Consider the following 12,187-nt stretch of genomic DNA (forward strand, 5'->3'; position numbering starts at 1 on the left):
GGCGATGACAAGCGCTCTCGATAGCGGCATGATAACCAATTCATATTCAGCAAGGAAATGCCATGTCTCTGATTCATTTAATCGCCCCTTCCGGTTATTGCGTTAATCAACAGGCCGCGGCCAGGGGCATTCGCCGGCTGGAAGAGAACGGACATCGGATCGTCAATCAGCAGGCAGTGACGAGGCGTTTTCAACGTTTTGCCGGGACGGACAGTGAACGACTGGCGGATCTCAATCAGCTGGCGACGCTGCCGCCGGAAACGGACATCGTGCTGGCCGTGCGCGGGGGCTACGGCGTGAGCCGCCTGCTTGAGCACATTGATTTCTCACGCCTTGCCGCAGCGCTCCGCGTCCGGCCACAAATTATCTGCGGCCATAGCGACTTCACCGCTTTCCAGCTCGGCCTGCTGGCACAGTGCGGAGCAATCACCTTCAGCGGCCCGATGCTTGCCGGTAATTTTGGCGCAGAGGAGATGGATGAATACACCTGGCACCACTTCTGGCGGGCGCTCAGCGAGCCTGAATTAGCGCTAAGCTGGGAAAATGAAGCGCCTGCGATGCGGGCCAGCGGCACGGTATGGGGCGGTAATCTGGCGATGTTGATCTCTCTGGTCGGCACGCCGTTTCTGCCGCAGATCGAAGGCGGAATTCTGGTTGTGGAAGATATTAATGAGCATCCCTTCCGCGTCGAACGCATGCTGCTGCAGCTTTACCATGCGGGTATCCTTTCCCGTCAGAATGCAATTATTTTAGGAAGTTTTAACGGTACAACGACCACAGATTACGATGCAGGATATACTTTTGAGGAAATGCGTAAAACGCTGCAACAACGCCTGAATATACCTGTCCTTTCCGGCCTGCCTTTTGGACACGAACCGCAAACCGTGACGCTGCCGCTCGGCGCGTTTGGCGAACTGGTTCATGACGGGGTTACCTCCCGACTAACGTTAAGCGGGCACCCGGTACTTCGCTAAAGAAGGCCGCTTTAAGCGCCCTTTTTGGGCGTTTGAGCCACCAGTGACATGTTACACTTCCACAGCATAGATAAAGGAGACGAATGATTTTGGACGCAGGGGCGATTGTCAGTCTGTTTATTTTGGGTTCCGTTCTGGTAACTTGCAGTATCTTATTAAGTTCTTTCTCCTCTCGTCTGGGCATTCCCATTCTGGTTATCTTTTTGGCTATCGGTATGCTGGCCGGGATCGATGGCCTGGGCGGTATCCCGTTTGATAATTATCCCTTTGCGTATCTGATCAGTAACCTGGCGCTGGCGGTGATTCTGCTTGATGGCGGGATGCGAACCCAGGCGAGTTCGTTTCGCGTCGCGCTTGGCCCTGCGCTCTCACTGGCAACCATTGGCGTATTAATTACCTCCGGCCTGACCGGCATTGCCGCCGCCTGGCTGTTCAACCTCAACCTGATTGACGGCCTGCTCATCGGGGCTATTGTTGGCTCCACCGATGCCGCCGCGGTCTTTTCCCTGCTCGGCGGGAAAGGCCTTAACGAGCGCGTCGGCGCCACGCTTGAAATTGAGTCCGGCAGCAATGACCCGATGGCGGTGTTTCTCACCATCACCCTGATTGAAATGATCCAGCAGCACCAGACGGGTCTGAGCTGGCTGTTCCTCGTGCACATTATTCAGCAATTTGGGCTGGGGATTGTGCTTGGCCTCGGCGGCGGCTATCTGCTGCTGCAGATGATAAACCGCATCACCCTGCCCCAGGGGCTATACCCGATGCTGGCCCTGAGCGGCGGGATCATGGTGTTTGGCGTCACAACGGCGCTGGACGGCAGCGGTATTCTGGCGGTTTACCTGTGCGGCTTTGTGATGGGCAACCGCCCGATCCGCAACCGCTTCGGGATCCTGCAAACCTTCGACGGCCTGGCCTGGATGGCGCAAATCGGTATGTTCCTGGTGCTCGGCCTGCTGGTGAATCCGTCCGATCTGCTGCCTATTGCGGTGCCTGCCCTGTTGCTTTCCGCGTGGATGATTTTCTTTGCCCGGCCGCTGTCCATTTTTGCCGGTCTGCTGCCCTTCCGTGGTTTTAACCTGCGCGAACGGGTATTCATCAGCTGGGTTGGGCTGCGCGGCGCGGTGCCGATTATTCTGGCGGTGTTCCCGATGATGGCCGGGCTGGATAACGCTCGTCTGTTCTTCAATGTGGCCTTCTTTGTGGTGCTGGTGTCTCTGCTGCTGCAGGGTACGTCGCTGGGCTGGGCGGCAAAGAAAGCCAAAGTCGTGGTGCCCCCGGTCGGCTGGCCCGTTTCCCGCGTGGGTCTGGATATCCATCCTGACAATCCGTGGGAGCAGTTTGTTTACCAGTTGAGCGAGGAAAAATGGTGCGTGGGGGCCGCATTGCGCGACCTGCATATGCCGGCAGAGACGCGTATTGCCGCACTATTCCGCAATAATGAGCTGCTTCATCCGACGGGCAGCACTCGCCTGCGTGAAGGGGACGTACTTTGCGTGATTGGCCGCGAACGCGATCTTCCTGCGCTGGGCAAACTGTTCAGCCAGTCACCGCCGGTCGATTTGGATCAGCGTTTCTTTGGCGACTTTATTCTGGAGGCCAGCGCCCAGTTCTCCGACGTGGCGACCATTTATGGCCTGACGCTGGATGAAGAAGTGGATACCCAGCAGTCGTTAGGTGATTTTGTGCTGGGCATGCTTGGCGGTGCGCCGGTGGTAGGTGACCAGGTAGAATTTGCCGGAATGATTTGGACAGTGGCCGAGAAAGAGGACAACCTGGTGCGTAAGATTGGTGTCCGGGTGGCCGAGGAAGAAGAGGAATAGCTTCCCCTCATCCCACAGCCCTCTCCCCGAAGGGGCAAGGGGGAAAACAAGCTGCGGGAGACATTGTTTGTTCCCTCTCTATCTCAGAGTGAGGGAAAAAGAAGCTGCGACGTTGTGGCAGAGGGGAATGTGAGTCCTAAAGGGAGGCTAGGTTCCGGCTCCAATCGCCTGCGTTTTCTCTCCGACCGGCCAGGGTCAGGCTGTCGGGAACGGCCGGAGGCTGAGAGCGTCGGGAACGCATCTCAGCCGACCCAGGACTGGGAGATAAAACAGAGGTCTGCCGCTTTAGCGGTCGATTTATTTCGCCGGGAGGCCTGGGCCTCGGGGGAGTGACGGTGACTCCCCCGAGTCGTTTACCGGCGCGGGGGTGATATATAAAACAGGGCTGTATGCGTGACGACGAAACAACTTCTCGAGAGAAACAGGCGCATTAGCTCACCACCACCGGCACTCGCGGCGCTAGCGCACACATCAGTTCATAACCAACCGTGCCGGCGGCGCTGGCGACATCGTCAATTTTGACGTTTTTGCCCCACAGCTCAACCGGGCTGCCGATACCAGCCTGCGGGCAAGGCGTCAGGTCTACGCTAATCATATCCATCGACACTTTGCCTACCACGCGGGTCATGACACCATCTACCATGACAGGCGTACCGTCTGGCGCAATGCGTGGATAACCGTCCGCATAGCCGCCGGCTACAATCCCGATTCTCTGCTCGCCGCTGGCGGTGTAGCGACTGCCGTAGCCCACGGTATCGCCTGCTTTCAGGTTCTGAATCCCGATAATTTCGCTGCTTAGCGTCATTACCGGCTGAAGGCCGCTGGTGGCCACGTCCTGCCATTGCCCACTCGGAGAAGCACCGTACAGGATGATCCCCGGGCGAACCCAGTCAAAGTGCGCTTCCGGGTGCCACAGCGTGGCCGCCGAGTTTGACAGTGAGCGAGGAGCATCAATCCCCTCCGCCGCCTGCGCAATACGCTTCATCGGTTCAACAATGCCTTCTGGCTGCTCGGCATCGGCAAAATGCGCCATCAGCGTCAGTTCACCCACATTCGAGATAGAACGAAGTTTTTGCCAGATGCCGTGCACGCGATCGGGCGTAAACCCGAGACGATTCATCCCGCTGTTAATTTTGAGATAAACATCCAGCGGGGCGCTCAGCCTGGCGTTGGCTATCGCCTTCACCTGCCAGTTGCTGTGCAGGCTGGTGGTCAGGCGATATTTGTCGAACAGCGCCAGCTCATCAGCATGGAAGAACCCTTCCAGCATCAGAATCGGCCCTTTCCAGCCGCGCTCGCGCAGCAAAATGGCCTCTTCAAGGTTCAGCATGGCAAAACCATCGGTCGCACCTAACGCCGACCAGACGCGGTCGAGGCCGTGGCCGTAAGCATTGGCCTTAACAACTGACCAGACGCGTGAATGCGGGGCGGCTCTGCGCACCACCTCAAGATTATTGCGCAGCGCGCTGAGATCCAGCGTCGCGACCACAGGACGGGACATGACGGCTCCTTTTAGTTATGTGCGCCATGAAGGTGGCGGGCGCTCAACGGCGTAAAGCCTGGCGCATAGCGAGCAATACCTAAATCCTCACATGGGATAGCCGGGGTGCGCCCGGAAATCAGGTCGCTCAGCATCTGGCCCGAACCACATGCCATTGTCCAGCCCAGCGTGCCGTGTCCGGTATTAAGCCAAAGATTCTTGAACGGCGTGCGCCCTACAATTGGCGTCCCGTCCGGCGTCATCGGACGTAGCCCGGTCCAGAAGGTTGCCTGTTCTACGTGCCCGCCGCGCGGGTAGAGATCCCGGACGACCATTTCCAGCGTTTCGCGACGCGGCTGCAGCAGTTTAGTGTTGAAGCCCACGATTTCCGCCATTCCCCCCACGCGGATGCGGTTGTCAAAACGGGTAATGGCAATCTTGTAGGTCTCATCCAGGATGGTTGAAACCGGGGCGCCCTGCTCGTCGGCAATAGGAATTGTCAGCGAGTAACCTTTTAAAGGATAGACAGGAATATCGGCGATGCCCTTAAGCAGACCGGTCGAATAGGAGCCGAAAGCCACCACGTAGGCATCCCCCTTGACCACTTCCTGGCCGCACTGCACGCCGCTGATTTGCTGGTTTTCGTACAGCAGCCGGTCGACCGGCGTATTGAAGCGAAACTCAACGCCCGCTTCCGCCGCCATTCGCGCCAGGTTTTGGGTAAACAGCTGGCAGTCACCGGTTTCATCGTTTGGTAAGCGCAGGCCACCGGTCAGCTTGTGGGCAACGTCCGCCAGCGCAGGTTCAACGCGATTGAGCTGGCTGGCTTCCAGAAGTTCATACGGCACGCCGGCATCTTTCAGGACGGCGATGTCTTTGGCCGCGCTTTCATACTGCTGCTCGGTGCGGAACAGCTGCAGCGTGCCACCCTGACGCCCTTCGTACTGGATGCCGGTGGAATGGCGCAGCTCTTTCAGGCAATCGCGGCTGTACTCTGCCAGGCGTACCATGCGGCCTTTGTTTTCCATGTAATGGCGGGTATCGCAGTTGCGCAGCATCTGCCACATCCACTTCAGCTGGAACTGGGTTCCGTCGAGACTGATGGCCAAAGGTGCGTGGCGCTGGAACATCCACTTAATGGCTTTTAACGGGACGCCCGGAGCTGCCCAGGGGGCGGCGTAGCCCGGAGAGATTTGCCCGGCATTAGCCGCGCTGGTCTCTTGCGCCGGCCCTGATTCGCGATCGATGACGGTGACTTCATGCCCGGCCTGACGTAAATACCAGGCGCTCGCCACGCCGACGACACCACTTCCCAGTACCACAACACGCATATCTGCTCCGCAATTAGCTAAAAGAATAATCTTCTGATTACATATTGATAACTCAGTTGAATATGTTATTCAACATATGGCTTTATTATGGTGACTAAACTCACAGAGTTGCCCGCCAGGGCTGGAGCGAGATAATTAGCATCTCCTGTACGGGAAAACATTTTCGTCAAAATAAAATGCTGCCTGACGAGCTAAAACCCCGGTATTGGGATCAATAAATCGCGAAGAAAAAATTTTACTTGTGGGCGCTATCTTTCAGGAGTTGTCTATTCTTGAGAGTGAGGCTTTCCATCCAGAGAAAGTCGAAAACAATGAGGGCGCGCTGATGGCTACCGTAACTGATTTCGCCACAAAGGATCCCATCCGTCTGAGTGACGGCCCCGACTGGACGTTCGAGCTACTGGACATCTACCTGGCCGAGATTGACCGGGTAGCAAAGCTTTACCGTCTGGACACCTATCCCCACCAGATAGAGGTCATCACCTCCGAACAGATGATGGACGCGTATTCCAGCGTCGGGATGCCGATTAACTATCCGCACTGGTCTTTTGGCAAAAAATTCATCGAAACAGAGCGCCTGTACAAGCACGGACAGCAAGGGCTGGCGTATGAAATTGTCATCAACTCTAACCCCTGCATTGCCTATTTGATGGAAGAGAACACCATCACCATGCAAGCCCTGGTGATTGCGCATGCCTGTTACGGGCACAACTCTTTCTTTAAAAACAACTACCTGTTCCGCAGCTGGACGGATGCCAGCTCGATAATCGACTATCTGATTTTCGCCAAAAACTACATCACGCAGTGTGAAGAACGCTACGGCGTGGATGAGGTGGAGCGCCTGCTGGACTCTTGCCACGCGCTGATGAACTATGGCGTAGACCGCTACAAACGCCCGCAGAAAATATCCCTGCAGGAGGAAAAGGCGCGCCAGAAAAGCCGTGAGGAGTATCTGCAAAGCCAGGTGAACACGCTCTGGCGCACGCTGCCGCGTAAAGAAGAGGAAAAAACGGCAGAATCCGCCCACCGCTTCCCTTCAGAGCCGCAGGAGAATCTGCTGTATTTTATGGAGAAGAATGCGCCTCTGCTGGAGCCGTGGCAGCGTGAAGTGCTGCGCATAGTGCGCAAGGTCAGCCAGTATTTTTATCCGCAGAAGCAGACTCAGGTCATGAACGAGGGCTGGGCCACCTTCTGGCACTACACCATTCTGAACCACCTGTATGACGAGGGGAAAGTCAGCGATCGTTTTATGCTGGAGTTTTTACACAGCCATACCAACGTGGTGTTTCAGCCGCCCTATAACAGCCCGTGGTACAACGGCATTAACCCCTACGCGCTGGGGTTCGCCATGTTCCAGGACATCAAACGTATTTGCCAGTCGCCAACCGAAGAAGACCGCTACTGGTTCCCGGATATTGCCGGCAAAGACTGGCTGGAGACGCTGCATTTCGCCATGCGAGACTTCAAGGACGAAAGCTTTATCAGCCAGTTCCTGTCGCCTAAGCTGATGCGAGACTTCCGCCTGTTCACCGTGCTGGACGACGACCGCAACAATTATCTGGAAATTTCGGCCATCCATAATGAAGAGGGTTACCGGGAAATCCGTTCTCAGCTGTCGGCCCAGTACAACCTGAGTAATCTCGAACCGAACATTCAGGTCTGGGATGTGGATTTGCGCGGCGACCGCTCGCTGACCTTACGCTATATCCCACACAACCGTGCTCCGCTGGATAAGGGCCGCCGGGAAGTGCTCAAGCATGTGCACCGCTTGTGGGGGTTTGACGTTGTGCTGGAGCAGCAAAACGCGGATGGCAGCGTGGAACTGCTGGAGCGTTGTCCGCAGCGAAACCCGCTGTAAGTGCCAAAAAAAACGCTTCCAGAAGGAAGCGTTTTTTTATTCTGGCTTAGCGGCTATGCATCGCCAAATCGCCAGGCAGGTTTTTCTGCATCCGGTGCCAAATCTCGCCGCTCTCACGGCCGTAGTTGCGCACGGTATCAAAGACCTGATCGTACAATCCCTGCTGGCAAATATCCGCCAGACGGTGATAGAAACCCAGCGCCAGGCTGCGGGCTTCGGGGTTGGAGAAGTAGTGACGCCCGATGCGGGTGTACAGCCCTTTCATCCCGTTCAGGATAAGCCCATAAATTGGGTTACCGGAGGCAAACGCCAGGCCGCGGAAAATGTTGTAGTCCAGCTCGGCAAAGGCGTCCGCGTGGTCTTCAACCTTGTTGGCGGTGGCCAACACTTCCTGCGCTTTCTCCGGATACTGACGAATCGCCGTGCGGATAAATATCGTTGAGATATTGGTTCGCACCGAAAGCAGGTTATCTATCAGCTGCGGCACGCTGTCGTGATCGAGACGCGCCAGCGTTTCCAGAATGTTTAAGCCCGAGGTTTCCCAGAAATTGTTCACCCGAGTTGGCTTCCCGTGCTGAATCGTCAGCCAGCCGTCACGCGCAAGACGCTGAAGCACTTCACGTAAGGTGGTTCGCGTTACGCCAATCAGTTCTGAAAGTTCACGCTCCGCGGGCAGGATAGAACCCGGCGGAAAACGACTGTTCCAGATACTTTCTATAATATACTCTTCCGCGAAACCCGCTGGGCTCTGCGCCTTAATGACCATAGTAAGATTTCCATTACTCAGGTTTTGCAAATTGGACTCATCATACCAGATGCCATGCGCGCCAGATAGCGGGGGCGACGCGCAAATGCGGGATCGGCGTTGAATTTTGACGATAAATGCCTTAACTCAGGATTTCCTTCGGCTTGATCGCGTGAGCCTGAAACGAGTACCCTGAAGCGTTATCTTTCTAAACATCAACATAATACAACGGATAATGGTAACTATACGATGGAAATGTCCTTTGGGCGGGCGCTGTACCGCAACTTTCTGGGCCAATCACCTGACTGGTACAAGCTGACGCTGCTTCTCTTTTTAGTGGTTAATCCGCTGGTCTTTTGGTTTGTCAGCCCGTTTATCGCGGGCTGGATGCTGGTTGTGGAGTTTATCTTTGCCCTGGCGATGGCGCTAAAGTGCTACCCGCTACTGCCGGGCGGCCTGCTGGCCATTGAAGCCGTGCTGGTCGGCATGACCAGCCCCGAACACGTTCGGGCTGAAGTGGCTTCAAATCTTGAAGTCCTGCTGCTGCTGATGTTTATGGTGGCAGGGATTTATTTTATGAAGCAGCTCCTGTTACTGCTATTCACCCGCCTGCTGTTAGGGATCCGGTCCAAAATTGCGCTGTCGCTGGCCTTCTGCGTTGCTGCCGCGTTTCTTTCCGCATTCCTTGATGCTTTAACCGTCGTGGCCGTTGTCATTAGCGTAGCCGTGGGCTTCTACAGCATTTACCACCGCGTGGCGTCGGAAGCTCAGGATGACAGCAGCGTTCAGGACGACAGCCATATTCGGTCTGACAGCCGCGAGGTTCTTGAGCAATTCCGCGCTTTCCTGCGCAGCCTGATGATGCACGCCGGGGTTGGCACCGCGCTGGGCGGCGTAATGACCATGGTTGGGGAGCCGCAGAACCTGATCATTGCTAAAAACGCCGGCTGGCACTTCAGTGATTTCTTCCTGCGCATGATGCCGGTGACCATACCGGTGCTGATTTGTGGCCTGCTCACCTGCGTTCTGCTGGAGCGTTTTAAAGTGTTCGGCTACGGGCAAACGCTGCCGGAAAAAGTGCGCGGGATCCTGTATGACTTTGATGCCCAAAGCGCGAAGAAGCGAACGAAGCAGGACCAGATGAAACTGCTGATTCAGGCGCTGATTGGCGTCTGGCTGATTATCGCTCTGGCGTTGCATCTGGCAGAAGTCGGCCTGATTGGCCTGTCGGTGATTATTCTGGCGACATCGCTTTGCGGCGTCACCGACGAACACGCCATCGGTAAAGCCTTTACCGAAGCGCTGCCGTTTACCGCATTGCTGACCGTATTCTTCACTATCGTGGCGGTTATCATCGACCAGCATCTGTTCAGCCCGATTATTCAGTACGTGCTCGATGCATCCCCGCACGCCCAGCTGTCGCTGTTTTACATTTTTAACGGTCTGCTGTCTTCTATCTCCGACAACGTTTTTGTTGGCACCGTTTATATCAACGAGGCAAAAACTGCGCTGCAGAATGGCGCCATCAATATGCAGCAGTTCGAACTGCTCGCGGTGGCTATCAATACCGGCACTAACCTGCCCTCGGTGGCAACGCCCAACGGTCAGGCGGCGTTCCTGTTCCTGCTGACGTCTGCGCTGGCGCCGCTGATTCGCCTCTCCTACGGCCGCATGGTTGTGATGGCGCTGCCCTACACGCTGGTTCTGACCCTTGTGGGCCTTCTGTGCGTGGAATATACCCTGACGCCAGCCACGCAATGGATGTTGGACAGCGGCTGGCTCGCCACGCCTGAAACGCTGCTTGCACCACACTAAGGCAATTTGACGGGAAGTCCGCTTCCCGTTACAAATTTTTTCCTTATAAACATCCGATTACTGCGTTATTTTCATCTGCGCTACTGGCGCTGAAAGGGAATTGGTTTACACTGCCGATTCTACGCATGCTGCAGGGAAACTGATTATGTTGCGATATTTAAACCAATGCTCTCTTGGGCGCACCGCATGGCTGCTTTTAGCCTTTACGGCCTTTGCGCTTGAGATGGTGGCATTGTGGTTCCAGCACGTTATGGGGCTGAAACCTTGTGTGATGTGTATCTATGAGCGTTGTGCGCTCTTTGGCGTGATGGGCGCTGGTTTGGTGGGCGCGATAGCGCCTAAAAGCCCGCTGCGTTACGGTGCACTGGCCATCTGGCTCTACAGCGCAGGGAAAGGCGTTCAGCTGGCATGGGAACACACCATGCTGCAGCTTCACCCCTCCCCGTTTGTGACCTGTGACTTCTTCGCTCGCTTCCCGACCTGGCTGCCGCTGGACAAATGGCTGCCGCAGGTCTTTGTCGCCAGCGGCGATTGCTCTGTTCGCCAGTGGGAGTTCCTGTCGCTGGATATGGTGCAGTGGCTGCTCGGCATCTTCGTCGTGTTCCTGATCCTTGCGGTGTTGGTGCTGATTGCTCAGTTCTTCAAGCCTAAGCGTCGCGACCTGTTTGGCCGCTAAGTTAGCGAGCTCCGTAGACAAATAACCCACCTCTCGGTGGGTTATTTTTTTCAGGAATGATCGCGCCGGTACAGCGTCCATTCGTCGATTCGTTCTCCCCCAGGCAGCAAACAATCACTTCTTTCGCCCTGAGGCGTTTTCACAATCACAGATTTCCCACCTTTTGCCTGACAGTAGACCGAAGCCGGGTTCGCCATGCCCACGCTGTGCGGGGGCTTCGGCGCCTCACGCTCTGCTGTCGCACAGCCGCTGAGCAGCAATATGCCCATGATAGTTGCTAGTTTTTTCATTTTTCCTCCTCTGAAAAGTGAAGTATTGCCCGTCAAGGATTGCCCACTCTACAGTCATGCCCAGAATTAACGTTCTTATTGGTTCATAAAATTCTAATAGTTGAATATCATGCAAACCCTGGACACGATCTCCGGGAGGAGAGTATGTTTTGGTGGCATAAAAGGAAAACTGAACATCCCCTTGCGGCTGAACTTAGCCAAATCCCTGCTTATCCTCCAGAACTGTTCACCAGCCACAGTATCGCTATCGGTGGCCTATCGGAGATTGGCTTTTCACGGCAATATCCGCATCTGTTGCTGGTCATTTCATCTTCGGGCAGAGGTGTCATTGATTGCAGAAATGGCGAAAAAATTGCCAGAGACACAGAAGCTTACGGTGAATGGTACGACCCCATTCTTCTAACATGCAAAGGTATCGGGCCGCTAATAGATGAGACAGTTACCATCTCGGGTCAATGTGGCGGTGGGTTACCATTATGCAATCACCGCGGTGAAACATTGACCCGCGTGGCGCCTGGCTGGCCTGAGGAAACACTCTTTTGGAACGCAGTGGGACGGGATGTTCTGTACGATAAATTCAGGCAAAACTGCTACAAACTCACCACCGACTATTTTCATAGCGCCGGCTATTCCTGGAACGGGGAATTTATCGTCTCAGCCACCAGCAGCGATTTGACCATTTGGCAAAAAAACTGACAGGCCTGACGGGGTCGTTAAGTTAATCCGCCCACTCGGGCTTGTTGAGGATGTGATCCTGCCAGTCGCGTACCTCGGACTCTTTCACCGCGATATGGCGCACTGAAATGCGCTCGCCGTGCATGGCGGCTTTTGAGCCGGTAATCAGCGGGTGCCATTCCGGCAACGGTTTGCCTTCGGCCAGCAGACGATAAGCGCAGGTGTGCGGCAGCCATTCAAAGGTCGGCAGATTGTCGCGGGTGAGTTTAATGCAGTCCGGCTCGTATTCGAAACGGCGGGCGTAGTTCTTGCACTGACAGGTTTTGATATTGAGCTGCTTACACGCGACGTTGGTGAAGTAAATCTCGTCGGTATCTTCGTCCATCAGCTTATGCAGACAGCACTGGCCGCAGCCGTCGCACAGAGATTCCCACTCGGCGTCGCTCATTTCGTCGAGAGTTTTACTTTGCCAAAAAGGAGTGGGTGTCATAGCGGTTCCTGCATTTAAAAATTAAGCTGCACC

The 12,187-nt window shown here is 55.5% G+C and carries 11 protein-coding genes; 6 read left to right on the forward strand and 5 right to left on the reverse strand.

Annotated features, from left to right (window positions below):
* Window positions 1-62 precede the first annotated feature (62 nt).
* A complete protein-coding gene (locus VW41_12915) occupies window positions 63-974 on the forward strand; it encodes a peptidase S66 (GenBank protein ID AJZ89869.1) in 912 nt (303 codons plus the stop codon).
* A gap of 89 nt (window positions 975-1,063) precedes the next feature.
* Complete coding sequence (cvrA, locus tag VW41_12920; GenBank protein ID AJZ91959.1) at window positions 1,064-2,794, forward strand: potassium/proton antiporter; 1,731 nt, start codon at window positions 1,064-1,066, stop codon at window positions 2,792-2,794.
* 430 nt (window positions 2,795-3,224) lie between these two features.
* Here cvrA and VW41_12925 read toward each other — a convergent pair whose 3' ends face one another.
* The gene (locus VW41_12925; GenBank protein ID AJZ89870.1) at window positions 3,225-4,295 is read right to left on the reverse strand and encodes an alanine racemase; all 1,071 of its coding nucleotides are present in this window, start codon (window positions 4,293-4,295) and stop codon (window positions 3,225-3,227) included.
* Between the two features lie 11 nt (window positions 4,296-4,306).
* Window positions 4,307-5,605: an amino acid dehydrogenase gene (locus VW41_12930; GenBank protein ID AJZ89871.1), complete on the reverse strand. Its 1,299-nt coding sequence runs from the start codon at window positions 5,603-5,605 to the stop codon at window positions 4,307-4,309.
* A gap of 325 nt (window positions 5,606-5,930) precedes the next feature.
* Between VW41_12930 and VW41_12935 the strand changes: the two genes are divergently transcribed.
* Window positions 5,931-7,463, forward strand: coding sequence for a SpoVR family protein (locus tag VW41_12935; GenBank protein ID AJZ91960.1), 1,533 nt, complete (start codon window positions 5,931-5,933; stop codon window positions 7,461-7,463).
* Between the two features lie 46 nt (window positions 7,464-7,509).
* Here the strand turns inward: VW41_12935 and VW41_12940 are convergent, their stop codons facing one another.
* On the reverse strand, window positions 7,510-8,229 hold the full coding sequence (locus VW41_12940; GenBank protein AJZ89872.1) for a fatty acid metabolism regulator: 720 nt from the start codon (window positions 8,227-8,229) through the stop codon (window positions 7,510-7,512).
* A gap of 228 nt (window positions 8,230-8,457) precedes the next feature.
* Between VW41_12940 and nhaB the strand changes: the two genes are divergently transcribed.
* A complete protein-coding gene (gene nhaB / locus VW41_12945) occupies window positions 8,458-10,023 on the forward strand; it encodes a sodium/proton antiporter (GenBank protein ID AJZ89873.1) in 1,566 nt (521 codons plus the stop codon).
* Between the two features lie 145 nt (window positions 10,024-10,168).
* Complete coding sequence (locus VW41_12950; GenBank protein ID AJZ89874.1) at window positions 10,169-10,699, forward strand: disulfide bond formation protein B; 531 nt, start codon at window positions 10,169-10,171, stop codon at window positions 10,697-10,699.
* 50 nt (window positions 10,700-10,749) lie between these two features.
* On the opposite strand, the gene VW41_12955 is transcribed toward VW41_12950, so the two are convergent.
* Window positions 10,750-10,989 (reverse strand): hypothetical protein, encoded by a 240-nt coding sequence (locus VW41_12955; protein AJZ89875.1) that lies wholly within the window; start codon window positions 10,987-10,989, stop codon window positions 10,750-10,752.
* A 144-nt stretch (window positions 10,990-11,133) separates the two neighbouring features.
* Here VW41_12955 and VW41_12960 point away from each other — a divergent pair, with 144 nt between their 5' ends.
* The gene (locus VW41_12960; protein ID AJZ89876.1) at window positions 11,134-11,685 is read left to right on the forward strand and encodes a hypothetical protein; all 552 of its coding nucleotides are present in this window, start codon (window positions 11,134-11,136) and stop codon (window positions 11,683-11,685) included.
* Between the two features lie 22 nt (window positions 11,686-11,707).
* On the opposite strand, the gene VW41_12965 is transcribed toward VW41_12960, so the two are convergent.
* The gene (locus tag VW41_12965; protein ID AJZ89877.1) at window positions 11,708-12,154 is read right to left on the reverse strand and encodes a hypothetical protein; all 447 of its coding nucleotides are present in this window, start codon (window positions 12,152-12,154) and stop codon (window positions 11,708-11,710) included.
* Window positions 12,155-12,187: the final 33 nt, after the last annotated feature.

Source organism: Klebsiella michiganensis, from assembly GCA_000963575.1.
Taxonomy (GTDB): domain Bacteria; phylum Pseudomonadota; class Gammaproteobacteria; order Enterobacterales; family Enterobacteriaceae; genus Cedecea; species Cedecea michiganensis_A.